Annotated in this window: 20 protein-coding genes; 15 read left to right on the top strand and 5 right to left on the bottom strand. The window is 41.3% G+C overall.

What is annotated here, in order from left to right:
• Positions 1-19: 19 nt before the first annotated feature.
• The 4 genes from qoxB (at position 20) to ACSR9O_RS18580 (ending at position 3,604) form a co-directional block, all read left to right on the top strand.
• Complete coding sequence (gene qoxB, locus ACSR9O_RS18595) at positions 20-1,966, top strand: cytochrome aa3 quinol oxidase subunit I (RefSeq protein ID WP_101224932.1); 1,947 nt, start codon at positions 20-22, stop codon at positions 1,964-1,966.
• Positions 1,966-2,562: a cytochrome aa3 quinol oxidase subunit III gene (gene qoxC, locus ACSR9O_RS18590; protein WP_101224931.1), complete on the top strand. Its 597-nt coding sequence runs from the start codon at positions 1,966-1,968 to the stop codon at positions 2,560-2,562. Before qoxB ends, qoxC begins: the two co-directional genes overlap by 1 nt.
• 1 nt (position 2,563) lies before the next feature.
• Entirely contained in the window at positions 2,564-2,848 is a 285-nt protein-coding gene (qoxD, locus tag ACSR9O_RS18585; protein ID WP_034305888.1) for a cytochrome aa3 quinol oxidase subunit IV, read from the top strand.
• A gap of 306 nt (positions 2,849-3,154) precedes the next feature.
• Positions 3,155-3,604, top strand: a complete 450-nt coding sequence (locus tag ACSR9O_RS18580) for a YfmQ family protein (protein ID WP_260356415.1) — start codon at positions 3,155-3,157, stop codon at positions 3,602-3,604.
• Positions 3,605-4,197: 593 nt separating this feature from the next.
• Here ACSR9O_RS18580 and ACSR9O_RS18575 read toward each other — a convergent pair.
• Together ACSR9O_RS18575 and ACSR9O_RS18570 are read right to left on the bottom strand one after the other, a co-directional pair.
• On the bottom strand, positions 4,198-4,455 hold the full coding sequence (locus tag ACSR9O_RS18575) for a BA3454 family stress response protein (protein WP_260356417.1): 258 nt from the start codon (positions 4,453-4,455) through the stop codon (positions 4,198-4,200).
• 126 nt (positions 4,456-4,581) lie between these two features.
• Positions 4,582-5,418 (bottom strand): EamA family transporter, encoded by an 837-nt coding sequence (locus tag ACSR9O_RS18570; RefSeq protein WP_101224928.1) that lies wholly within the window; start codon positions 5,416-5,418, stop codon positions 4,582-4,584.
• Positions 5,419-5,721: 303 nt separating this feature from the next.
• Here ACSR9O_RS18570 and queF point away from each other — a divergent pair, with 303 nt between their 5' ends.
• Both queF and ACSR9O_RS18560 read left to right on the top strand, forming a co-directional pair.
• Positions 5,722-6,222: a preQ(1) synthase gene (queF, locus tag ACSR9O_RS18565; RefSeq protein ID WP_034305880.1), complete on the top strand. Its 501-nt coding sequence runs from the start codon at positions 5,722-5,724 to the stop codon at positions 6,220-6,222.
• Positions 6,223-6,425: 203 nt separating this feature from the next.
• Positions 6,426-7,772, top strand: coding sequence for an aspartate kinase (locus tag ACSR9O_RS18560; RefSeq protein WP_491724887.1), 1,347 nt, complete (start codon positions 6,426-6,428; stop codon positions 7,770-7,772).
• Between the two features lie 658 nt (positions 7,773-8,430).
• On the opposite strand, the gene ACSR9O_RS18555 is transcribed toward ACSR9O_RS18560, so the two are convergent.
• Positions 8,431-8,991, bottom strand: a complete 561-nt coding sequence (locus ACSR9O_RS18555) for a nitroreductase family protein (RefSeq protein ID WP_101224925.1) — start codon at positions 8,989-8,991, stop codon at positions 8,431-8,433.
• 449 nt (positions 8,992-9,440) lie between these two features.
• Between ACSR9O_RS18555 and ACSR9O_RS18550 the strand changes: the two genes are divergently transcribed.
• From ACSR9O_RS18550 to ACSR9O_RS18510, 9 genes are all read left to right on the top strand, one after another.
• A complete protein-coding gene (locus tag ACSR9O_RS18550) occupies positions 9,441-11,189 on the top strand; it encodes an ABC transporter ATP-binding protein (RefSeq protein ID WP_260356426.1) in 1,749 nt (582 codons plus the stop codon).
• A complete protein-coding gene (locus ACSR9O_RS18545; RefSeq protein WP_397314078.1) occupies positions 11,089-12,954 on the top strand; it encodes an ABC transporter ATP-binding protein in 1,866 nt (621 codons plus the stop codon). The genes ACSR9O_RS18550 and ACSR9O_RS18545 overlap by 101 nt, the downstream gene beginning before the upstream one ends.
• Positions 12,955-13,320: 366 nt before the next feature.
• A complete protein-coding gene (locus tag ACSR9O_RS18540) occupies positions 13,321-15,375 on the top strand; it encodes a carbon starvation CstA family protein (protein WP_101225040.1) in 2,055 nt (684 codons plus the stop codon).
• Between the two features lie 13 nt (positions 15,376-15,388).
• Positions 15,389-15,592, top strand: coding sequence for a YbdD/YjiX family protein (locus ACSR9O_RS18535; RefSeq protein WP_101224922.1), 204 nt, complete (start codon positions 15,389-15,391; stop codon positions 15,590-15,592).
• A gap of 305 nt (positions 15,593-15,897) precedes the next feature.
• Positions 15,898-17,112: an ammonium transporter gene (locus tag ACSR9O_RS18530; RefSeq protein ID WP_491724886.1), complete on the top strand. Its 1,215-nt coding sequence runs from the start codon at positions 15,898-15,900 to the stop codon at positions 17,110-17,112.
• Positions 17,113-17,127: 15 nt separating this feature from the next.
• Positions 17,128-17,490, top strand: a complete 363-nt coding sequence (locus ACSR9O_RS18525; protein ID WP_491724885.1) for a P-II family nitrogen regulator — start codon at positions 17,128-17,130, stop codon at positions 17,488-17,490.
• Between the two features lie 570 nt (positions 17,491-18,060).
• Positions 18,061-18,711, top strand: a complete 651-nt coding sequence (locus ACSR9O_RS18520; RefSeq protein ID WP_133351753.1) for a LytTR family DNA-binding domain-containing protein — start codon at positions 18,061-18,063, stop codon at positions 18,709-18,711.
• Positions 18,712-18,841: 130 nt separating this feature from the next.
• On the top strand, positions 18,842-20,368 hold the full coding sequence (gene scpC, locus ACSR9O_RS18515) for a succinyl-CoA:acetate CoA-transferase ScpC (protein WP_101224918.1): 1,527 nt from the start codon (positions 18,842-18,844) through the stop codon (positions 20,366-20,368).
• A 336-nt stretch (positions 20,369-20,704) separates the two neighbouring features.
• Positions 20,705-21,811 carry an AI-2E family transporter gene (locus tag ACSR9O_RS18510; protein WP_101224917.1) on the top strand — a complete coding sequence of 369 codons (1,107 nt, stop codon included), beginning with the start codon at positions 20,705-20,707 and terminating at the stop codon, positions 21,809-21,811.
• Between the two features lie 54 nt (positions 21,812-21,865).
• Here the strand turns inward: ACSR9O_RS18510 and ACSR9O_RS18505 are convergent, their stop codons facing one another.
• Together ACSR9O_RS18505 and ACSR9O_RS18500 are read right to left on the bottom strand one after the other, a co-directional pair.
• Positions 21,866-23,284: an NAD-dependent succinate-semialdehyde dehydrogenase gene (locus ACSR9O_RS18505; protein ID WP_101224916.1), complete on the bottom strand. Its 1,419-nt coding sequence runs from the start codon at positions 23,282-23,284 to the stop codon at positions 21,866-21,868.
• A 204-nt stretch (positions 23,285-23,488) separates the two neighbouring features.
• Positions 23,489-24,757 carry a dicarboxylate/amino acid:cation symporter gene (locus ACSR9O_RS18500; RefSeq protein ID WP_491724884.1) on the bottom strand — a complete coding sequence of 423 codons (1,269 nt, stop codon included), beginning with the start codon at positions 24,755-24,757 and terminating at the stop codon, positions 23,489-23,491.
• Positions 24,758-24,874 lie beyond the last annotated feature (117 nt).

The following is a 24,874-nucleotide window of genomic DNA, read 5'->3' as shown; positions in this document are numbered from 1 at the left end:
TGAAAGGAGTCACAAAAGTATGGATTACTTTGATCGATTTGCCGTACCTCATCCAAGTCCTGCGATTTATGCATCCATGGTTGCCATTGGTTTAACCATGATTGCGGTTGTTGCCGGAATTACCTATTTTAAAAAATGGGGTTACTTATGGCGTGAGTGGTTAACAACGGTTGACCATAAACGTATTGGTATCATGTACATCTTGGCAGCACTGCTTATGCTCTTCCGTGGTGGCGTGGATGCTCTTATGATGCGTGCTCAAACGGCTATTCCAGATAACGGTCTTTTGGATGGACAGCATTATAATGAGGTATTTACAACACACGGGGTCGTCATGATCCTGTTCATGGCTATGCCATTTATCATTGGGTTAATGAACATTGTCACACCATTGCAAATTGGAGCGCGTGACGTAGCATTCCCACGTCTGAACGCAGTAAGCTTCTGGTTATTCTTCATGGGGGCAATGCTATTTAACATCTCTTTCGTAGTCGGTGGTTCTCCTGATGCAGGTTGGACATCTTACTTCCCGCTGGCAAGTAACGATTTCAGTGAATCAGTAGGTTCGAACTATTACGCGATTGCAATTCAAATAGCTGGTATCGGTACATTACTGACTGGTATCAACTTTATCGTAACAATCTTGAAAATGAGAGCACCTGGCATGAACTTAATGAAAATGCCAATGTTCACATGGTCTATCTTGATCACAAACTTCATTATCGTTTTCGCTTTCCCTGTATTGACAGTGGCACTTGCGTTGATGACAATGGATCGTCTATTCGGAACTCAATTCTTTACGATGGCCAATGGCGGTAGCGATATGCTTTGGGCGAACTTGTTCTGGGTTTGGGGACATCCTGAAGTTTATATAGTAATTCTTCCGGCTTTCGGTATATACAGTGAAATCATTTCGACATTTGCACGTCGTAACCTGTACGGGTATAATTCGATGGTTATCTCCATGGTAGCTATTTCTACTCTATCTTTCATTGTATGGGCTCACCATTTCTATACAATGGGTCACGGTGCAATGGTTAATGGTATCTTCTCGATTACCACAATGGCAATTGCCGTCCCGACCGGTGTTAAGATTTTCAACTGGTTGTTCACACTTTGGAAAGGTAAAATCGTTTTTACCGTTCCGATGCTTTACTCTTTAGCTTTCATTCCGATTTTCACGCTCGGTGGGGTAACAGGGGTCATGCTTGCAATGGCAAGTGCTGACTACCAATACCATAATACAATGTTCTTAGTAGCTCACTTCCACTACGTTTTAATCCCTGGTACTGTATTTGCCGTACTTGCTGGTTTCACGTACTGGTGGCCAAAAATGTTCGGTTTCATGTTGAGCGAAAAAATTGGGAAATGGTCGTTCTGGTTCATTACAATCGGCTTTAATGTTACATTCTTCCCGATGTTCATCACTGGTTTAGATGGGCAGGCACGTCGTATGTATACGTACTCTGAATCAACAGGGTATGGTCCATTGAATATGCTCTCTTTCGTTGGAGCGATTGGCTTGGCAATAGGTTTTGCACTTATTGTGTACAATATCTATTGGAGCACTCGTTATGCGTCAAGAAATATTTCAAACGATCCATGGGATGCACGTTCTCTAGAGTGGGCTACACATACACCAATCCCTGAATATAACTTTGCAATTGTGCCAACAGTTGATTCTACAGAAGCATTCTGGGATTCAAAGAAAAAAGGCTTTAAGTTATTTGGCGGTAAAGTAGAAAAGATCCATATGCCAAATAACAGTGGTGTGCCGTTTATCATGAGCTGTATCTTCTTCGTTTGGGGCTTTGCGATGGTATTCAGCATGTGGATCATTGCTATCATTGCAACGATCGGTATCTTTGCTTGTATGATTCACCGTTCATTCGAAAAAGATCACGGACGTTATATCTCTGTTGAAGAGATCGAAGAAACTGAAAATAAATTGCGAGGTGCTAAGTAATGAAAATAGATAACTCGCTGCCACTAGAATATAGCACGGAAGAAAATCGCTTAAAGATTTTTGGATTCTGGATTTTCCTAGGAGCAGAAATAGCTCTTTTCGCTACACTGTTCGCCACTTATTTTGTATTGGTCAATGGAACTGGAAATGGTCCAACAGGGGAACATCTTTTTAAAGTCCCAACCCTGATGTTCCAAACAATCTTTCTTTTAACCAGTAGTTTTACCATAGGTCTTGGAATCAATGCAATGAGACTTGGCAGACAGAAAGCAACGATTGGTTTCTTCATTATCACCCTTATTCTTGGTTTAGGCTTCTTGGGAGTCGAAATTTATGAATTCGTGGAGTATGTACATGAAGGAGCAACCATTCAAACAAGTGCTTTCTTATCTAGTTTGTTTACATTACTAGGTACGCATGGAGCTCACGTTACACTTGGTTTATTCTGGGGAACCTTCATCGTCATGCAAATCAAAAAGCGCGGTATGACTCCAGAAACAACAAACAAGGCTTTCATCTTTTCACTTTACTGGCATTTCTTGGACGTTGTCTGGATCTTCATCTTCAGTTTCGTCTACCTGAAAGGAATGATGTAATATGAAAGAATTATTCCCACGGGGCCAAGTTATGGGATTTGCGTTTTCTCTAGTCCTGACTTTGGTCGCACTATCAGTTATTATGTTTGATCTCTCACTAAAAATGGGTGTGATCATCCTACTTGTTACAGCTTTCATGCAAGCTGCACTGCAATTAGTTATGTTCATGCACGCAGGTGAGTCTGAAGATAAAGCATCGATTTACACAAACGTTTATTACGGATTGTTCGTTGCATTGGTTACAATTTTCGGTACAATGCTAACAATGATTTGGGGATATCAATAATCGATTCCGGAAAAGCTGGGCGTCTTGATGACGCCCAGTTTTTTTGTACTTTAATAAATATAATTTCTTATACCGATCTATCCATCTCATTCATGGAAATTTGTTAAGAAGGATGTGGATGAAACCATTATGTTTAGTATAACCATTTCGGAAAATTATATTTATAAAGGGGAAATTGTGTTTAAGTACAATGTTTTACCAAAGTAAAACGTTAATAGAACGGACACATCTTCTAAGAGAAATTGCCAGCCCTATTGATATAATAAGTTATAAAGAATTAATTATAAATGTAGCGGAGATGATGAATTGACATTGCCGGTTTTGATTTTGACAATTATATTAAGCTTGTTAAAAATATTGGTTTCCTGTCTTCCAACCGATGCTGTTAATTGGATTATCAGCAAATTTAAAATACACTCAGAAATTAGTGGCGGGAATGCGATCGTATCCTTTGACGGAAAACGATTGGAAGGTGAAGAAAAAATTCAAGTTATTAATTACTTTAATAACGCCAGATTTTTGAAGAAAAATCATATATTCCCGGGTAACGAGCAATTGTTTTTACATCCAGAGGACAGTGGGACTCCATTAGTCATTGATACTAAAAAAGGCAAAATTGATGTTAAGTTATTTGTGTATATTTACAATGACCGAGTGGATGTAGTTAAACAGTACAAGAAGAAAGTCATTTCTTATAGCCTGTTTTCCGATAACCTCCAAGAACGTTCCATGCCATTAATAAGAAATTTAGTTTAATAACAGTAATTCGGTCTCAGTTTGTAAACAAAAGGGTTCTGTATTAAATTAAAAACAAGGTTGATTGGAATGGTGTGTGCGAGACCTTTGCGGGGAAAGCGTGTCCAGGGGAGACCTCGCAGGCGCAAAGTGAGTGCCAGGAGAGGAAATAAACGATTGAATTTAAAACCCTCAACAAAAACTGCAGGAAAATCAATTATTAGCTTGTTAGTGGACAAAAGGGGTTCTATCTAAATTTTAAAACAAAGTTGATTGGAACGGAGGCTCCCGGACCGCCTGCGGATAGCGAGTGCCTGGAATGGAAATCAACGGTTAAATTGTCTACAGTTGAGACGGTCCTTTAAAAGACCGTCTTTTTTAAAAGACTTTTATTATATAATCCCATTTCAATTGGATATTTTTTTCATTATAAAAAATTCTAGTACACAAACTGACATCTTAATTTTAGTGTCTTTTGAATAAAAATAATTAAAAGTGTTTTTTACCAGGAGGGAATTGCTGCAAGAGGATCTTTAATAGTTCATATGAAACGTATTTTGGAAATTATTAAAATGGTAATAAAAAAGCAGGTATCTATTGCGATGCCTGCCTTCTTACGCTTTCCATTGCTTTTCAACTTGATGAAGGGCTTGTTGTAAAATTACTTCATGATCTGTACCCGGTTTAGTAAGGACGTTAGTTTGATAAGATTTTCCTTGGAAATCAACTGTTACTGTAACTTTTACCATAATGCATCTTTCCTTTCTTGATTCAGAATTAAATGAGGTGGTTGTACCTATTTCTTTAATACCCGTGGCAGAGGATCTTTCAAACATTTCAAAAGCTGTTAAATCTAAAGAATTAATATTCAAAATTATCTGATATTTTTACGGATGTGTCAACATTTTTTTTTTTTGACCTACCCCATTTCCCATTAAATAGAAAACGACCTGGCTTGTACACATGACAGCCAGGTTGTTTTTGTAAACGTACTATATTCATATTTTAGTTAAAATAATACCGATTAATGCTGCAAGAACACCGGCAATTTGATAGGTTTTTAGTTTTTCCTTGAATAAATAACATCCAGCGAATACGACAACTAAACAGTTCAGGCTGACGACAGGGAAAATGATGCTTGCGATCCCTGTGTTCAATGCAAAGAAATAACATCCATAGCCTATCATGCTTAAAAAACCTACTAAGGAACCGATTTTGACTTCCTTTAGCTTGATTTTTTCTTTTTTTAAGGCCAGAGCCGAAAGAAGATAAAGCATTCCGCCTCCATACATTGATACAAGGATATCAAGGGAGTTTAAATGAAGACGTGTTGATGTCGTCATTAGAATTCCGAGCACTCCGAATGATAAGATGGAGAATACTGTGTGCATGATCCAAGGGACATACTGATGGTTACCTTTGGCGTTAGGTGTATACTGGATAACTAATGTAGCGAGAAACATGCAGACTATTCCACTCCACTGCAAGGAGGAAATATGTTCGTGAAAAATTAAAGCTGCACAGAGTATGGGGAATATGGCATTCGCTGCGATTAATGGTGATGTCAAGCTTGCCGGCCCTTTTTCAAAGGCGCTTGCCATCTGGATGTTACCATTAGCGTTCAGTACACCAATTGCTGCACCAAGCATGATGGACAGCCAGTTCAGCTGCAAACCATCCATAAACATTCCATAAATAATGGACAAAATAAAAGCTGAAAAATAAAAGAAAAATTGGATATGTATCTTGGAATAGCCTTTTCCGCTGCTCCATTTGAAAATGCTGTTATTGATTCCGAAACATAAGCTGGTGATGAGTGCTGCAAAAATCCACATGTGTATATTCTCTTCTTTCTTATAGGTTGAACTGCTTTTTCCATTTTAAACTGAATATATAAAGGAATCAAACCCAATTTAAGAGAGTTGCATTGACAGATTGACTATTTTTTTTTATATTTACTAAGACAATTTTAAAATATTTCCCGATAATCGGGAGAGGTTCATAGCATCACCCTCTTAAAAAAACTATGGCTTTGATATTTTTCGCGAATCAACCATATCTTTGAGGAGATATGGTTTTTGTTATATAGAGGCCCATTTTATGAATCTCCCTGAAGCGTGGGATTAGGAGGACTTTTCATGTCTGGAAGAAAAGAAGAAGAATTAAAAAAAGATATCACACTGCTTGGTAATCAAGGAACAAAATATACATTTGACTATGCGCCTGAAATCCTTGAGTCATTCGATAACAAGCATCCGAACCGGGATTATTTCGTCAAATTCAATTGCCCGGAATTCACTAGCTTATGTCCGATAACGGGCCAGCCGGACTTTGCTACCATTTACATCAGCTATATTCCCAGTGTGAAAATGGTGGAAAGCAAGTCTTTGAAACTTTATTTATTCAGCTTCCGCAATCACGGTGATTTCCATGAAGACTGCATGAACATCATCATGAATGATTTAATCGAATTGATGGATCCTAAATATATTGAAGTCTGGGGCAAGTTTACACCAAGGGGCGGAATTTCCATCGACCCTTACACGAATTATGGGAAACCAGGTACGAAGTATGAGGAAATGGCGAATTACCGCTTGATGAACCATGACTTATACCCGGAAACTGTGGATAATCGTTAAAGAATAGGAGAGACAATGGGCATATGCCCGTTGTCTTTTTCTTTGTTTTAGCCATTCCCGATTCATCGTCCTGATGATTTGTCCTTTTTAAAAATACAAATGTCCTCCTATAATGGAATTTCCACTTGATTGTTTCGAGAAAAAGCGTAATAATAGGGAGAGTTGATTTTGACAGAATATTTACGAAAATAGGGGATGTCGAGATGAAAGTTGCAAAGTTTGGTGGAAGTTCACTTGCGTCAGGTGAACAATTGAGGAAGGTATTCGAAATTGTTGTTTCTGATCCAGAGAGAAAGATTGTAGTCGTTTCGGCTCCAGGGAAACGCAATTCCGATGATATAAAGGTGACGGATTTATTGATTGAAGCTGCGGAACAGCAGCTGCGCGGGGATAACGGAGAGCATTTGATAGAAGATGTCGTATCCCGCTATGCGAGCATTGCTGAAGAGTTGGATATATCCGAGAGTGTCATCACTGGGATTCATGAAAATTTAATGGCACTGCTGCATGCAGACCAAACTAACCCGAAGCGCTATCTGGATGCCTTGAAGGCAAGCGGCGAGGATAATAATGCGAAGCTGGTCGCAGGTTATTTCCAAAGCCGTGGTGTAGAGGCGCAGTATATAAATCCAAAGAAGGCCGGCTTGATCGTAACGGATGAAGGTGGATTTACCAAGGTGCTGCCAGAGTCTTATGATCGGTTATATGCTCTGCGTGATGAGCCTGGAATCGTAGTATTCCCGGGGTTCTTCGGTTATACGTTGGATGGTGATGTGTTAACCTTCTCAAGAAGCGGTTCCGATATTACTGGTTCGATTCTTGCGAATGGGGTCAAAGCTGATTTGTATGAGAACTTTACGGACGTGGATGCCGTTTATGCGGTGAATCCAAATGTGGTTTCCAATCCGAAGGGAATCCGGGAATTAACCTATCGTGAGATGCGTGAGCTTTCTTATGCAGGCTTCTCGGTATTTCATGATGAGGCACTGATTCCTGCATTCCGTGCGGGAATACCAGTCCATATCCAGAATACGAACAATCCGGCGGCACAAGGGACCCGAATTGTGAATACACGGGATAATACGAACGGGCCCGTTATTGGGATTGCGAGTGATAAAGGATTTTGCAGCATTTACATTAGCAAATATTTGATGAACCGGGAAGTTGGTTTTGGTCGGAAACTGCTGCACATCCTTGAAGATTATGGAGTTTCATATGAGCATATTCCATCAGGCATCGATGATGTGACGCTTATTCTAAGGCAGGACCAGATGAAAGGTGAAGCCGAGAGAAAAATCATTTCCCGAATCAAGAAAGAGCTGCATGCCGATGAAGTGAATGTGGAGCATGATCTTGCCTTGATCATGGTTGTAGGGGAAGGAATGCGCCATAATGTCGGTACAACGGCAAGAGCGTCAAAAGCCTTGGCCGAAGCTAAGGTGAATATTGAGATGATCAACCAGGGCTCTTCGGAGGTAAGCATGATGTTCGGTGTGAAAGGGCACAACGAAGAGACGGCGATTCAGGCATTGTATCACGAGTTCTTTTGAGTATGGGCGTTCAGGACCTCCTTTTAGAAGGGGGTTTTTTTGATTAATCTTTTAGTCACTATACATACGCTGGATTTTTCATTCGGTTCTTTATGATAGTGGCAATGACCGTGTGATAATCATTACAAGCTAACAGTCGCGCTGTAGGGTTCAGGGCGTCTTTATTAATTTAATACCCATTTGTCAAGTGGTTAAAGCAATTAGAGGAGAACGGAGTTGACGCTCCAACCTCTGAATACATATCTTTCACCAAATTATAAATGAAAGAGATGTCAAAGGCACATCAAGTTTACGAGCCAAATGATTCACTGAGTTGATCTTGCTGAATAGAATCGTGTTTAGAAAGCATCCATATCACCCAAGTTAAATACTTCTATATAATACAAAAAAGAATGTAGGGATAAGTTCTATCTATATGTTAAAACAAAGTTGATTGGAGTGTAAGGGGCGAGACTCCTGGGGGAAAAGCGCGTCTAGGGGAGACATCGCAGGCGTAAGCCGAGGAGGCTCCCGGACCGCCCGCGGAAAGCGAGTGCCTGGAGCGGAAATCAACGTTCAAATTGTAAAAGCCATAAAAAAACTGTAGAAAACTCGATTTTCATCAAGTTTGTCTACAGTCTGAGTCTCCAAATGGAAGATTGGATGCTTTCCTTTTATGTTAGTCCATAATGGTCAGGAGTTGATCGATCGCGGTCCTTGGACGAGGGGCAGGAATCATATCGGGATAGCCAACGTGAAGGCTGCCGACGATTTTCTCGCCTGGTTTCACACCCAAAGCTTCACGAAACTCCATGCTGTGTATCATGCCGTATGTTTCCCATATCATCCCGATTCCCTGTTCCCAGGCAAGCAGGCTGAAATTCTGGATCAAGGCACTTGTAGCCGCATAATCTTCTTCACGTGTCATGGGATTCGGATTCTCTTCCATGATCACTGCGACAAACATCGGTACACCTATAAGTTTATTATATCCTCGCTGTCCGGCTGCTTTTTTCTTTTCAGGGTCCTTCTCTTTGCCTTCCATGAATGCACGGGTTGCTTCTGCGAGTTTTAAACGGCTATCACCATGCACCACGACGAAGCGCCATGGCTGGGTCATTTTATGGTTCGGTGCCCATGTCGAAGTTTCCAATAATGATTGAATGGTATCAATAGGAACAGGAATGTCCTTAAATCGTTTGATGCTGCGCCGTTCTTTAATGATATCTTCTAGTTTCATGATCATCCTGCTCCTTTAATCATATATGTAAGTTTAATAGTTGAAAAAAAATAATCCCCGGCTGCCTAATATGCTTCCAACGTGAATAAATTACTTGAATAAAGAGGGGGCAATATTCTAGTGACTTGCATTCGCTAATGAGCATATAATTTTACTAGGCACAGAGAAGCCGGGGCGACATTGTATCTATGTACAATATCAAAAGGGTACGATAAGAGAATATCGTAATTGCTTATCAAATTTCAGAGATCGATAATGAAATTGAAAATCATTATCAATTAGAATTTTCGCTTATTTCCTGTTATTTGTCAAGGGTATTTATAAAAAAAAATTCAAGATATTTACCAATGCTTTAAAACGGTTAAAATCTTTTAAAAAATCTGTATAAAAATGTATAATGAGAGGATAAAAAAATGCTATCTACATAAGAAGAATCGAAGGTGTCATAGATGAAAAAATTGTCCTCATTTCTTAAGCCGTACTGGCTTTTGATCATTCTTGCTTTATCCTTAATGATTGTCGAGCTCGGGGTAGAGCTGTTACAACCTTTATTTATAGCAAAAATAATTGATGATGGCATTTTGCAGAAAGATTTATCGGTGGTGATTAAATGGGGAAGTGTCATGGTTGGGCTTTCCGTTTTTTCATTTCTTGGCGGGATCGTTAATTCCTTTACGGCATCACATGTAAGTCAAAGCTTTGGACATGATGTCAGGAAAAGCCTTTTTGGTAAAATACAGGCGTTTTCTTTTGCAAATTTGAATAATATCCCGACTTCCTCGTTGATAACAAGGATGACAAATGATGTGACACAACTTCAAAATACGGTTTTTATGGGCTTGCGTATCATGGCGAGGGCGCCATTGATCGTAATCGGCGGAGCGATAATGGCTATTGCGGTCGATTTGAAACTATCACTTGTTTTGGTCATTTCAATTCCGATTCTTGTTTTCTTCCTGAGATGGGTTATGAAACGAGCAGCCAAGCTGTTTAAGCTCGTACAGAAAAAACTCGATAATGTTAATGGCGTAATGAGGGAAAACCTGATAGGCATGCGCTTGATCAAGGCTTTTCTTCGTAAGGAGCATGAAATCGGCCGATTTGACGATGCGAATGAAGAGTTGAAAAGAAAGACCGTGACTTCGCTTCGTCTAATAGAAACGACGATGCCTGTACTGATGTTGGTCATGAATGTGGCGATTCTGATCATTCTCTGGCTTGGAAGCGAATTTATAACAAAAGGAGATATACAGGTAGGGGAAGTTGTGGCGATTGTCAACTATGCCACAAGAATTGCGGCATCCCTTTCCGTTTTTTCATGGCTGATCATGGTCATTTCCCGTGCGAAGGCTTCAGCGGAGCGTGTGACGGAAATATTTGAAACCCCGATAGATATTGATGAAGGTAAGGCGGAAAGCAAGAGTGGGGCCGTAAATGGGGGAGGCATCAAGTTTTTGGATGTATCTTTTCGTTATCCTGGAACCGATACGCCGATATTGAAAAACCTGACCTTCTCCATCGATCCGGGAGAAACGCTTGCCATCTTAGGAGCGACAGGATCAGGGAAAACATCTCTGTTTCAGCTGATTCCGAGATTATACGAAGTTGAAAGCGGCTCCATTCAAATTGATGACCAAGATCTGAAAGATATCCCCCTGAATTCTCTGCGGAAAAGGATCGGCTATGTACCGCAAGAGGCGCTGCTTTTTTCAGGAACCATAAAAAATAATGTCGCTTGGGGAAAAGAAGGTGCCTCGATGGAGGAAATCATGGCTGCGGCCAAGCATGCTCAGGTGCATGAGACCGTAATGAAACTTCCGAAGCGATATGAAACCCAGTTAGGGCAAAAAGGAGTGAATCTGTCCGGAGGGCAAAAACAGCGCTTATCGATCGCAAGAGCATTGGTGCGCAGACCGAAGATTCTCCTTCTGGATGATAGTACGAGTGCGCTGGATTTGAAAACGGAAAGTAAATTGCTTGCCGCTTTAAAGGAATATACATGCACAACGCTCATCATTACACAAAAAATCAGTACAGCCATGGAGGCGGACAAAATCTTGTTGCTGGAAAGCGGTCAAGTCCTTGCACTGGGGAAACATGAGGATTTGCTTCAAACAAGCGATCTTTATCGAAAAATCGTTCACTCACAGTTTGGGGAGGAGGGGATTTCGCTTGAGTCAAAGAATATCTCCCGATAAGGCAAAGTCTAAACCGGTCAACTCCTGGAATACGATAAAAAGGATCATTCCCTACTTAGCAACGAATAAAAGCCTGTTATTTTGTGTCCTTTTCATGGTGCTGATAAGCTCGGTTTTGGGGTTGCTTGGCCCCTTTCTTGTTGGGATGGCCATTGATGATTATATTGTCACAAAAGATAGCGGGGGGCTGATCACCCTTCTTTTCGGACTTCTTGGAGTCTATATATTCTATTCCCTATCCATGTGGCTTCAGAATTATTGGATGATTGGAATCGCGCAGGATACGGTTTATGAAATGCGCAATCAATTATTTAAAAAGCTTCACCAGCTGTCCATCCCCTTTTTTGACCGGCGCCAGCATGGGGAATTGATGAGTAGGGTCACGAATGATATAGAAAATGTCAGTTCCACTTTGAATAGTTCCGTCATCCAGATTTTTTCAAGTGTGCTGACACTGGTCGGGACGATCGGAGTCATGCTGTATCTGAGCCCTTTATTAACTGTTTTAACCTTATTCATCGTTCCGCTTATGTTCTTCGGTCTGAGGTGGATAACGAACCGGACAGGAAAGCTGTTTAAACAACAGCAGAAGAACCTTGGGGAACTGAATGGGTTTATAGAAGAAACGATTTCCGGACAACGGATCGTAAAGGCTTTTTCACAAGAAGATAAAGTGATCCGGGATTTTATCATCCGGAGTGAAAACTTGAAGAAAGCCGGCTTCCTATCACAATCATACTCCGGGCTGATTCCAAAACTGATGAATTTACTGAACAACCTAAGTTTCACGGTAATAGCTGCTGTTGGCGGGTTTTTGGCGCTGAGTGGCATAGGAACGGTTTCCATCGGGGTAATTGTCATCTTCACCGAGTATTCAAGGCAATTCACCCGTCCGCTCAATGACCTGGCTAACCAATTCAATACACTCCTTTCAGCTGTTGCCGGTGCGGAGCGGGTTTTCGCCATACTTGATGAAGAAGAAGAGGAAGTGGATGAGAAGCAGGCCTCTGAACTTCGCGATGTCTGCGGTGAGGTGGTCTTTGAGGGTGTTTCCTTTTCGTATAATGATGAGGAGCAAACGATATATGATGTTAATTTCCAGGCGGAAAAAGGGGAGACCATCGCGCTTGTAGGTCCCACTGGGGCCGGTAAGACTACGATCATTAATCTTCTTGCCCGTTTTTACGAGCCGAGCAGCGGCCGGATAATGATTGATGGGCAGGATATCCAACAGGTGACGAGGTCTAGTCTCCGTAAGCATATGGGCTTCGTTTTACAGGATTCCTTCTTGTTTCAAGGTACGATTCGTGAAAATATCCGCTACGGCCGACTGGAGGCGGAAGATGAAGAAGTGGTGAATGCAGCCATGCTTGCCAATGCCCATTCCTTTATCATGAAACTGCCAGATCGATATGATACCATCTTGAATCAAGAGGGCAGTGGAATAAGTCAGGGGCAGCGCCAGTTATTATCGATTGCCAGGGCTATTTTAGCCGATCCCATTCTATTGATTTTGGACGAAGCGACAAGTAGCATAGATACGATTACCGAACTTAAAATCCAGGAAGCATTACACCGCTTGATGGAGGGAAGGACAAGTTTTGTCATTGCCCACAGATTGAATACAATTCAGCAAAGTGATCAAATCCTTGTACTTGATGAAGGAAGGGTCATTGAAAAGGGATCCCATGATGAATTGTTGCGGCAGAGGGGTTTTTATTACGACCTATTTCGCAGTTCTTTAAGGGGAAATCAGATTGGATGAAGAAAGAATGTGTGCCGTCAGGCGCACATTTTTTTGTTGTTGGTCCAATAACAAGGACAACTTCCGTTTCATTTAATGATACACCTTCCAAAAATGGTATTTTTTAATCGATGCGGTTCTTATAAAGAGTGTGAATTCATAAATCCATATTGGTGGGAAAAGAGGTAATTATCGACAAAATAATGGAAAATACTTTACAAATTGACCAATTTACTATTGCTAAAAATCCTTATGGTGACATATAATTCAGAATATATATAAAATTCTTTAAATTTAATGGGCATGGGGAGTAATTCAGCCCAGGTCCCTTATAAATGAAGGTTTTTTATAGTTGTAAAATAGTTCAATGGAGGGGAGATGGAAAAAATGAAAGCGCTTAAGTCAGTCGTACTTTGGGGGATCATATCTGCTTTGGGGGCGGTGAGTTTTGGTTTCGTCGCGCTAAACCGGGGGGAAAGCATCAATGCCATGTGGATTGTCACTGCAGCACTCTGTGTTTATTCAATTGCATACCGCTTTTATAGTAAATTCATTGCACGGAAAGTGTTTGAGCTAGATGACAATCGCCAGACTCCATCGGAAGCGAATAATGATGGGAAAGATTATGTTCCTACAAACAAATGGGTGTTGTTTGGCCACCATTTTGCAGCAATTGCCGGAGCTGGCCCTCTGGTAGGTCCCATCCTTGCAGCGCAGATGGGATATTTGCCAGGGACGCTATGGCTTGTAGTCGGAGTTGTTTTGGCTGGTGCCGTACAGGATTTCATCATTCTTTTCGGTTCGATGCGCCGTAACGGTAAATCTTTGGGAGAGATGATCAAAGAGGAAATTGGACCGATTACAGGCTTGATAGCGATGATCGGTATCCTCGGTATCATGATCATTTTATTGGCGGTACTTGCCCTGGTTGTCGTAAAAGCGCTGGTGGGCAGTCCGTGGGGAATGTTCACGATTGCCTCGACCATACCGATTGCAGTCCTTATGGGCATTTACATGCGTTATATAAGGCCGGGACGGGTTGGTGAAGGGTCGATTATCGGAATCATACTTTTGATGCTCGCGTTATATTTCGGCCGCTTTGTAGCCGAGAGTGCAACATTGGCGCCAATGTTCACTTTCAGCGGGGAAACGATTGCCATCATGTTGATTGTCTACGGTTTCGTTGCCTCCGTTTTGCCTGTATGGATGTTATTGGCACCGCGTGATTATTTAAGTACATTCTTGAAAATCGGTACGATCATCGGACTTGCACTTGGTATCTTTATTGTCATGCCGAGCCTTGAAATGCCTGCAGTCACTCAATTCATCGATGGAACAGGACCTGTATTTTCCGGAAATTTATTCCCGTTCCTATTCATTACGATCGCTTGTGGAGCGGTATCGGGATTCCATGCACTCGTTTCCTCAGGTACAACTCCTAAGATGATTGAACGCGAATCGCATGCACGTCCAATCGGATACGGGGCGATGTTGACTGAATCCTTTGTAGCCATCATGGCGATGATTGCCGCCTGTGTATTGACGCCAGGTATCTATTTTGCCATTAACAGCCCGGGAGCCGTTGTGGGAACGGAACCAGCGCAAGTGGCTGCTACCATATCCGATTGGGGTTTCCTTGTGACACCTGAGATGATTACCGGCCTTGCAGACGATGTTGGGGAAGAGACCATCATATCCCGTACTGGAGGAGCACCGACCTTTGCAATCGGCATGGCCCATATCTTCTCGCAAGTGATTGGGGGGGCGTCCCTGATGGCGTTCTGGTATCATTTCGCGATCTTGTTCGAGGCATTGTTCATATTGACCACCATTGATGCAGGAACCAGGGTGGGACGTTTTATGATACAGGATATCATCGGCACCTTTTACAAACCATTTGCCGAAACGAATAAATGGCTGCCTAATATAATTGCAACTGCCATTTGTGTAATCGGTTGGGGGTACTTCCTTTATCAAGGGGTCATTGATCCTCTTGGCGGGATCAATACCCTTTGGCCATTGTTTGGAATTGCGAATCAGATGCTTTCCGCCATTGCGTTGCTGCTTGGGACGACGGTCCTTTTCAAAATGGGCAAAAAAGCGTACACATGGGTCACTCTTGTGCCCACTACATTCTTGTTGATAGTGACCATGACGGCAGGGTGGCAGAAGCTGTTCCATGAAAACCCGGCAATTGGCTTTTTAGCACATAAGGATAAATTTAAAGCGGCTTATGATAGTGGGGAAGTTCTTGCTCCTGCAGCCAATCTGGCCGAGATGAAGCGGGTTATCGTCAATGATTATGTGGATGCTGCTCTATGTGCCATCTTCATGATCGTGGTGATCACTGTCCTGATATCTGCCATTAGGTTATGGATAAAAGTCTTGAAGAACCAGAAAATAGATTTACATGAAACGCCTTATGTATCAAGGTCGTCATAAGGGAGGGAAAGCAATGTTGAAAAGAATAATTACAATTCTCAGCTACAGAAAGCAATTCGTCAGTTTGCTCGTCGGCGTGCCAAGTTATGATACGTATGTGGCACATATGAAAAAGCATCATCCTGAAGAGCGCGTGAAAACCAGGAAAGAATTTTTCTGCGAAGCCCAGGATGAACGGTATAACGCAAAGGGTGGGAAAGTGTCTCGTTGCTGTTAATTGAATATTTTTTGAGGGTCCTCAATATGAGGGCCCTTTTTTTATTGGTTTTTTTTGAAGTGGGACATAGGTAGAGGGGTAAATGTAATAGTAATGGAGTCGTAAAAAGGTGGGAAATTAATTATAAGACAAAAAAATCAAATTATCTAAGCCTTTATTCACAGTGATGTTATATAACCTAACATTTTTTTATAAAATATTAAAATTAAGTTGAATTATTAGAAAATTAAGTATATGATAAAAAATATAACATAATAGTGTTAATAAACATAACATATACAAAAAATAAGGGGGAAAAAAACAGTATGCAAATGGCAGATTCGGTATTCATGTTTTTGGCGACAATGATGGTTTGGTTAATGACACCAGGGATTGCCCTATTTTATGGAGGGATGGTAAAAAGTAAAAATGTCCTGAATACGGCAATGCATAGTTATATGCCATTGGCTGTCATTTCGATTCTTTGGGTGCTGATTGGGTATTCATTATCATTTTCACCTGGTAATACACTTCTGGGAGGTCTGGACTGGGTTGGCTTAAAGGATGTAGGCTTTGCACCTGGACCATACAGCGAAACGATTCCTCATAGTTTGTTCATGTTATTCCAAATGACTTTTGCCGTTTTAACCGTCTCGATCATTGCAGGTGGCATTGCCGAGCGGATGAGATTTTCAGCATTCCTGATTTTTACGATCCTTTGGTCTTTATTCGTATACGCTCCCGTTGCACACTGGGTATGGGGAGGCGGCTGGTTAGCGGAACTTGGTACACTTGACTTTGCAGGCGGCAACGTTGTTCATATTTCTTCAGGGGTTGCAGGTCTGGTTTTAGCGATCATGTTAGGTAAAAGGAAAGAGTCGGGTGACAGTGCACCGCATAATCTTCCTTTAACATTCCTTGGCGGATCATTAATATGGTTCGGTTGGTACGGCTTCAACGTCGGAAGCGCACTGACAATCAATGAAGTGGCGATGAATGTATTCGTCAATACAGCTGTTGCGGCCGCTGCTGGTATCATAGGCTGGCTGATCGTTGAGTATATGGCTAATAAAAAGGCAACATTGCTGGGTGCGGTATCAGGAGCTATTTCTGGCTTGGTGGCCATTACACCTGCTTGCGGATTCGTAACCCCTGCCTCTTCCATCATCATCGGTGTCATTGGTGGTGCCTTATGTTTCTGGGGCGTATTCTTCCTGAAGAATAAACTCGGTTACGATGATGCACTTGATGCTTTCGGATTGCACGGGATCGGCGGGACATGGGGTGGGATCGCTACAGGTTTATTCGCGACCACTTCCGTTAACGAAAACGGTGCAGATGGTTTATTCTATGGAGATTTCAACTTGTTGTGGAAGCAGCTTGTAGCGATCATTGCGACATATATCTTCGTTGCCGTGGTCACATATGTCGTTGCTAAAGTCATTAACCTTTTCGTACCGTTGCGTGTCAGTGAAGAAGATGAGTCAATGGGGCTTGATCTTACACTTCATGGAGAAAAAGCTTATCACGAATCCATTTAAAAGGGGGTTGCTCATATGTCCGAGGTTTTAACGAAAATCGAAATCATTACACGTCCGATCAAGTTTGAACAATTCAAAGCGGAACTTGCAAAAATAGGGGTAAGCGGAATGACTGTATCGGAAGTAAAAGGAACGGGTCTTCAGAAAAGTTATGTGGAAACCTATAGAGGCAGAAATCGTGAAATGTCACTACATGATCGAATGAAAATCGAAATCGTCGTGTGTGAAGTGCCAGTTCAGGATGTTGTGGATGTAGCAAGGAGATTCCTGAGTACAGGTAAACCAGGTGACGGAAAAATCTTCATTTATGAATTGGCGAATGTTGTGAATATCCGTACCGGAAAGGAAGGCCATGATGCATTAAAGAATGACATCTGAATGTCCGGCCGAATGTGCCGGATACAGTTGATTAAAGAAAGGGAGCTGAAAATGGGGAGACTGGTCCGAATTGTTAATGCAAAAAAACAGAAGATCGTTAATACGCTCATTTCAGAGGATGTATATCAACCTGATGACCGACCCTTTTTATTGGAATTGCCACTGAAAAATCTAGAAGAGATACTATCTCTAAGAATAAAATCCTCGTTTCAAAATCCCCGTTTTAAAAAATGACCTTTAGCCGTTATCCTATATGGGGAGAGCGGCTTTTTTATGCGTTTGATTTCCACCCTCGCGACATTTAAATGTTAGTATATAAGGAAACTTTTTTCTTGAATCCCCCATGGAAATCGAGGAGCTTTCCAACTATAATGAATAAGGATGTAAATTTAAATACGATTTTTTTGCCTTTTTTGACGCTTTTCGCTTAGTTACTTCAATTTTTCTTTAATTTTATGAATAATAAATTCAAAAAAATGTAAGTTTTCCAAAAAATGATGAATTATTTTATGAATGCCCTGTTTAATAATAGGGAAATTATTAATATGTTCTTTTAAGAGGTGAAAGGAAATGGATCAATTTACGGTCGAATCCGTTTTAAATATCATCAGGGAATTTGTACCGAAGGATGCTTCAATTTCTGTGGCTGATTCCGAAAAATACATTTATTATCAACCGAGCAAACAAGTTGATTTAAGAATAAAACCAGGTGATTTAATCAGTGAAAACACAGCGACATATAAAGCACTGAGTGTCCGTAAAAAAATAGGGGTGCAGGTTGAAAGCAATGTATTTGGCGTACCTTACTATGGGCTGAGTGTTCCTATCATGGATCAGGGCAATCCTTTAGGAGCGGTCACGGCCATCTTGCCGACAAAGCCATTAATTTTACCTACATCATTCTTGACCATTAAAACCGAAGATCGCTGGATACCGCTTCCATATGATGAAATTATGTATCTGGAAGCTCAAAATAGGAAAACTAAAATTCAGTCCGAACGTGTGAGTGGATTTCATAAAATGAATTTAAGTGAATTGGAATTCATTTTACCTAGTGATTTATTCATTCGCGTGCATCGTTCGTACATCGTCAATATCAACTATATTCAAGAAATCCTTCCCGATTTTCATTCTACATTTTTACTGATAATGAAAGACAATTCCAAAATCCAGGTCAGTCAAACGTATGCAAGTCAATTCAGGAGGGCTTTAGGATTTTAATGATTCTCCCTTGTGTGAATAAAATGCTGGTTTATGCCCTATTTAAGGCTTTTCATTCAAAAATGAATGTGACGATTACACAGGATTGGTAAAATTAAGTGTAAGAAAAGCGAAAATGGGGGTCTTTTGTATGAACGAAAGCGTTTTCAAAAAAATTCGCAATGAACAATTTAAGGGGAAAGTAGTTACAGCGGAAGAAGCAGCTTCATGGATTAAAGATGGGATGAAACTCGGGATGAGTGGATTTACCCGTGCTGGTGATGCTAAAGTTATTCCGATGGCTCTAGTTGAAAAAGCAAAAACTGAAAAATTCAAAGTTGACGTTTATACTGGTGCTTCATTAGGACCGGAAGTCGATCAACATATGGCTGAAGCCGGTATCATAAACAAACGTTTGCCGTTCCAAGCGGATAAAGGCATTCGCAATAAAATAAATGCTGATGAAGTCACTTATGTGGACCAGCATTTATCTCATACAGCTGAACAAGTTCGTCAAGGCATTGTCGGACCTATAGATTTTGCAATCATCGAAGCATTGGCGATTACGGAAGAAGGATTGATCATCCCGACAACTTCTGTAGGTAACTCAGCCATATTCGTTCAAGAAGCTAAACATGTAATCATTGAATTGAACGTGTCCCATCCAGAAGGATTGGAAGGGATGCATGATATATATACACCAGCTGAACAAGGGAAACGCGAACCGATTCCTATGACTAAAGCTAGTGATCGCCTTGGATCGATCGGTATTGCGGTTGACCCTGAAAAAGTAATGGGAATCGTCATTTCTACAGATCTTGATGCACCTTCTACAATCGTGCCGCCGGATGAAGAAACTGCAACAATCGCGAACCACCTCATTAACTTCCTTCGTGAAGAAATCAAGGCTGGCCGTTTAACTGAAAGCCTTGCTCCGCTTCAGTCGGGTGTAGGTTCAGTGGCAAATGCTGTATTCGCTGGCTTCCTTGATTCTGAATTTAAAGATTTGGAAGTTTATTCAGAAGTGCTGCAAGATGCGGTATTTGATTTAATCGATGCTGGAAAAGTTAAATTCGCTTCAGGTTGTTCGATCACATTAGCTGAAGAAAAAGGTAAACAAGTTTACGGTGAACTTGAAAAATACCGTGATAAACTAGTTCTTCGTCCACAAGAAATATCTAACCATCCTGAAATCATCCGCCGTCTTGGTTTGATTTCAATCAATACAGCGTTAGAGTGTGATATCTATGGTAACGTAAACTCGACACATGTTTCTGGGACAAGAATGATGAATGGAATCGGTGGCTCGGGAGATTTTGCCCGTAACTCACGCCTAGGCATTTTCGTAACGAAATCATATGCAAAAGGCGGCAAGATTTCCAGTATCGTTCCTTTCGTTTCTCATGTGGATCATACTGAACATGATGTGGATGTATTAGTGACAGAGCAAGGGATCGCTGATTTACGTGGTTTGGCACCAAAAGAGCGCGTAGAGTTAATCATTGAAAATTGTGCGCATCCTGACTACCGTCCACAGCTTCGTGCATACTTCACTGAAGCTGTTGCGCAAACTGGCGGGCATCAAACTCCACACATTCTTGAAAAAGCATTTTCATGGCATACAAACCTAGCTAAAAACGGTACGATGCTTGAAGCAGTACTTCAAGATCAAAAATAAGACTCAAAACCACCCCGCCAATACAGCGGGGTTTTTTTATTTGGGTCCGTTTCCCGTATTGGGTGGAAAACCATGAATCTTTCAATTTGCATGATGGTGCATATTAGTTTTTTTCCTCTAACATATAAAAGATTTAAAGTGTAAAATGATGCTTAACCATCAAAAAGATAGGGAACTGTATCTTTAGGCTTTTTTCTTTTATTTTTGTATATAATTATTCATTCAAGTTATAGAAGTATGGTAAACTGCTAACAATGAAGGATTATCATACATAGAATTTTTTCGTTTCCTTAGAAATAAGGAGTCATATAGAATGCTTATAGTGGAGGAGATTATTTGTTCAAGCAAAAACTGCATTTTTGGACGTTAGAGTTATTACTATTGTCTTTACTTTTTTATGTTGGTACAAAGATTTCTTTTCTTTTTGAACCAATCGTGATTTTTACCTCGACATTGTTCTTTCCCATCTTGATTTCAGGTTTTCTCTATTTCCTGTTCAATCCCACTGTTGATTTCCTCGTTAAAAGAAGAGTGCCTAGGGGATTGGCGATATTATTGCTTTATGTATTTTTCCTGGGATTGATTAGTTTGCTGGTCGGTCTGGTTGGACCTTCACTGTCCAAACAGGTTACGGATTTAATCAATAACCTTCCGGATTATTTCAATCAAACAAGGAAGTTCATTGAAGATTCAGCGGAGTCAAAATGGTTTTTATGGACGGTGGAACAAGATTATGTACCTCTGCAAGAAGTAGGGGATTCGCTTCAGAAATATTTGACTGATTTACCTAGTAATATTACGAACAGTTTAACTTCCGTTTTCAGCGTAGTGACGAATATTACCTTAGTGGTCGTAACGGTTCCTTTCATCCTGTTTTATATGTTGAAGGATGGGGATAAGCTTCCGGCCGCCATTATGAAATTCGTCCCGGTTCGCTATAGGAAACCAGCTTTAACAGTGCTTCAGGAAACTGGCGGGACGCTTACTACATACATACAAGGGCAGATGCTTGTTTGCATGTTTGTCGGGATCGGAACGTTCATCGGGTATTTGATCATTGGTTTGCCATATGCGTTCTTATTCGCGCTGATTGGCGCTGTAACCAATATCATTCCATATGTAGGTCCGTTTATCGGAGCCGCTCCTGCTGTCATTGTGGCGTTGATTCATTCACCGACCGAGGCGTTATTGGTCATTCTGGTTGTAACGGTCATTCAGCAATTGGATGGTAATTTCATTTCACCGTTAGTCATCGGGAAGAAATTGAACACACATCCGCTTACCATCATCATCCTATTGCTCGTCGCCGGAAACATTGCCGGTATCATCGGCATGATTTTGGCCGTTCCGACTTATTCCGTTGTTAAAACGATTGTATTGAATATCGTAAAATTCATCAGGATCCGAAAAGAGGAAAAGCTTGAAGAGGATATATTGGAATGAAAAAACGGGCCCGACTCAATTGAGTCGGGCCCGTTTTCAGTGCGTATAAATAGGTTACAAACCTAAGGAAATATATTTTACTTCCAGGAATTCTTCGATGCCTTGGTGTCCGCCTTCACGGCCGAGCCCGCTTTGCTTGAATCCGCCAAATGGAGCTTGCGGAACGGAAGGAAGTCCATCGTTCAAGCCTACAATTCCGAATTCAAGTGCCTCGGTGAATTTGATGCCCTTGGTGATATTTTCAGTGAAGACGTAAGCTGCCAAACCGAAGATGGAGTCATTTGCCCTCTTGATTGCCTCTTCGTCAGTCTTAAAGGAGGCAATGGGAGCTAGTGGACCAAATGTTTCTTCCTTCATGCAGAGCATGCTGTCATCAATGTTGGACAGTACGGTTGGTTCAAGAAAAAGGCCGCTTATTGATTTACCGCCAGCTTCGAGCTTAGCCCCGCTGCTGATTGCTTCATCTATTTGTTTTTGAACCTTATCCACTGCATTTTGATCGATAAGCGGACCGATATCGACGCCATCTTCCAGTCCGTTTCCTACCTTTAGTTCCTTTACCTTGGCAACGAGCTTTTCGATGAAGGCTTCTTGTATGGCTTCATGGACATAAATGCGATTTGAACAAACGCATGTTTGTCCTGCGTTACGGAATTTTGAACTGATGATGCCATCAACCGCTTTATTAAGGTCGGCATCCTCAAGAACGATTGCTGGTGCGTGACCTCCGAGTTCAAGCGAGATTTTCTTAACTGTGTCAGCCGAGCCCCTCATAAGGGTTTTGCCGACTTCTGTAGAACCGGTAAACGTCAATTTACGAACCCTCGTATCTTGAAGCCAAGTTTCACCGATTTCTGATGATTTTCCTGTCACGACATTGATGACACCTTTTGGAATGCCAGCTTCTTCAGCTAATTCAGCCATTTTTAAAGCTGTTATTGGAGTCAGGTTTGCCGGTTTAATGACGACTGTGCAGCCGACGGCAAGCGCTGGTGCCACTTTTCTTGTAATCATGGCTGCAGGAAAGTTCCAAGGCGTAATGACAGCTACAACTCCGACAGGCTGTTTAGTCACGAAAAGACGCTTATTGGACACGGAAGCAGGAATCGTTTCGCCGTACACCCGTTTTCCTTCTTCGGCAAACCAAGATAAAAAGCCGTTTGCATATGTCATCTCACCAAGAGCCTCTTTAAGGGGCTTGCCTTGCTCTTCAGTCATGATTTTTGCCAATTCTTCTTTATTATCATCAATCAATCGATGCCATTTCCAAATCAGTTCAGCGCGTTCGTAGACTGAGAGTGCAGCCCAGCCCGTAAAGGCTTCATATGCGGCATCTGCAGCCTTCGCCGCTTCAGTTGCACCGCCTTTAGGAACGGTGGCAACTATTTCATCCGTTGCCGGGTTTCTTACTTCAATTTTATCCAATCCAAAATCCGACCACTCACCGTTAATAAATAATCCGTAATCCTTCATGATAAAACCTCCTAATTTGGTTAAATCCATCAAACTACTAAAACTTTTAACTTTATACTTTTACCTGTTACATAAAAGTATAAACACTTTTCACTGATTCTGAAATTTATTTGATTGGCTATTTATAGAAAATTGGCTAATTGATAGAAAGGGAGCAATACAAAAAAAGAGGTGCAAGTTACACACCTCTTCATTAGTGTTCGATTATTTTTCCGATGAGACGGCCACTTCATTCATATCACCTGAGATGGCTTGGTTTGGATTGAATTCACCTTCTGATTTAGAAATGACCACTGTAGCAACACTGTTACCGATTAGATTGGTGATGGCACGTGCTTCAGACATGAAGCGGTCGACTCCCAGTAGTAATGCCATTCCTTCAACTGGAATCATTGGGAAGGCAGCTAATGTTGCAGCAAGGGTAATGAAACCGGATCCCGTTACACCAGCAGCACCTTTGGATGTTAACATCAAGATTCCTAGAAGGGTCAATTCCTGCCAGATGCTTAAATCGACACCATATGCTTGGGCGATGAAAATTGCAGCCATGGATAAGTAGATGGATGTGCCATCAAGGTTGAAAGAATAACCTGTTGGGACAACCAAACCGACTACCGATTTTGAGCAACCGTATTTTTCGAGTTTTTTCATCACGCTTGGCAGGGCGGATTCCGACGAAGATGTTCCTAAAACTAAGAGGATCTCTTCTTTTATATAGGCAATGAACTTGAAAATATTAAAGCCGTACATCTTTGCGATCGAGCCAAGGATTAGTATGATGAATAGTGCCATTGTGATATATACGCTGCCCATTAATTGTCCTAACGAGGTTAAAGAACCAAGGCCAAACTTACCGATTGTATAAGCCATTGCTCCAAATGCGGCCAATGGAGAAACTTTCATGATCATACCTACGATGCCGAAGAAAATGTCGGCAATATGCTGAAAGAAAGAAACGACTGGCTGCACTTTCGGTCCCATTGCCGCCATTGATAATCCGAATAATACGGCAAAGAATAGAATAGGGAGTAAGTCTCCGCCGGCCAGTGCTGCAACGGCATTATCAGGAATGATATTAGAAATGAAAGCAACGGCTCCATGTTCCGTTTCGGAAGCGGCTGTTGTATATTGTGATACATCTCCGCCCTCGACTGAATCGATGTTAAAGCCTTTACCAGGTCCCAGCAGATTGACTACGATGATACCGATGGCAAGTGCGAAAGTGGTAACGATTTCAAAATAGAGCAGGGCCTTTCCGCCGATGCGGCCAACCTTTTTCATATCACCCATACCGCCAATTCCGATTACGACGGTTAAGAAGATGATTGGTGCGATGACCATTTTAATCATTTTAATAAATAAATCAGCTAATATCTTCAGCTGCTCACCGAAAGCAGGGAAGAAGAAACCGACTGCTATACCCAGAATGATACCGATGATGACCTGAACTGTTAAATTTTTTAATATTTTCAAGGGGCATTCTCCTTTGTTATATGATAGCGCTTTCTTAACTTGATAATAGTGTAACAGAAGAAAGAATCAGAATATTCTTTTGGTGATATTGTTTTCTTTTTGTTCTTTTTGGTCTTG

The organism is Peribacillus sp. B65 (genome assembly GCF_058513295.1).
This window is presented reverse-complemented; position numbering and strand designations above follow the sequence as displayed.

Excerpts from the sequence above, each read along its gene's own strand:
- queF (WP_034305880.1), top strand. The coding sequence starts at position 5,722 with ATGTCTGGAAGAAAAGAAGAAGAATTAAAAAAAGATATCACACTGCTT.
- ACSR9O_RS18505 (WP_101224916.1), bottom strand. The coding sequence starts at position 23,284 with ATGAAGGATTACGGATTATTTATTAACGGTGAGTGGTCGGATTTTGGA.
- ACSR9O_RS18525 (WP_491724885.1), top strand. The coding sequence starts at position 17,128 with ATGTCCGAGGTTTTAACGAAAATCGAAATCATTACACGTCCGATCAAG.
- qoxB (WP_101224932.1), top strand. The coding sequence starts at position 20 with ATGGATTACTTTGATCGATTTGCCGTACCTCATCCAAGTCCTGCGATT.
- qoxC (WP_101224931.1), top strand. The coding sequence starts at position 1,966 with ATGAAAATAGATAACTCGCTGCCACTAGAATATAGCACGGAAGAAAAT.
- ACSR9O_RS18550 (WP_260356426.1), top strand. The coding sequence starts at position 9,441 with ATGAAAAAATTGTCCTCATTTCTTAAGCCGTACTGGCTTTTGATCATT.
- qoxD (WP_034305888.1), top strand. The coding sequence starts at position 2,564 with ATGAAAGAATTATTCCCACGGGGCCAAGTTATGGGATTTGCGTTTTCT.
- ACSR9O_RS18530 (WP_491724886.1), top strand. The coding sequence starts at position 15,898 with ATGCAAATGGCAGATTCGGTATTCATGTTTTTGGCGACAATGATGGTT.
- ACSR9O_RS18555 (WP_101224925.1), bottom strand. The coding sequence starts at position 8,991 with ATGAAACTAGAAGATATCATTAAAGAACGGCGCAGCATCAAACGATTT.
- scpC (WP_101224918.1), top strand. The coding sequence starts at position 18,842 with ATGAACGAAAGCGTTTTCAAAAAAATTCGCAATGAACAATTTAAGGGG.
- ACSR9O_RS18540 (WP_101225040.1), top strand. The coding sequence starts at position 13,321 with ATGAAAGCGCTTAAGTCAGTCGTACTTTGGGGGATCATATCTGCTTTG.
- ACSR9O_RS18570 (WP_101224928.1), bottom strand. The coding sequence starts at position 5,418 with ATGTGGATTTTTGCAGCACTCATCACCAGCTTATGTTTCGGAATCAAT.
- ACSR9O_RS18535 (WP_101224922.1), top strand. The coding sequence starts at position 15,389 with ATGTTGAAAAGAATAATTACAATTCTCAGCTACAGAAAGCAATTCGTC.
- ACSR9O_RS18545 (WP_397314078.1), top strand. The coding sequence starts at position 11,089 with ATGAGGATTTGCTTCAAACAAGCGATCTTTATCGAAAAATCGTTCACT.
- ACSR9O_RS18520 (WP_133351753.1), top strand. The coding sequence starts at position 18,061 with ATGGATCAATTTACGGTCGAATCCGTTTTAAATATCATCAGGGAATTT.
- ACSR9O_RS18560 (WP_491724887.1), top strand. The coding sequence starts at position 6,426 with ATGAAAGTTGCAAAGTTTGGTGGAAGTTCACTTGCGTCAGGTGAACAA.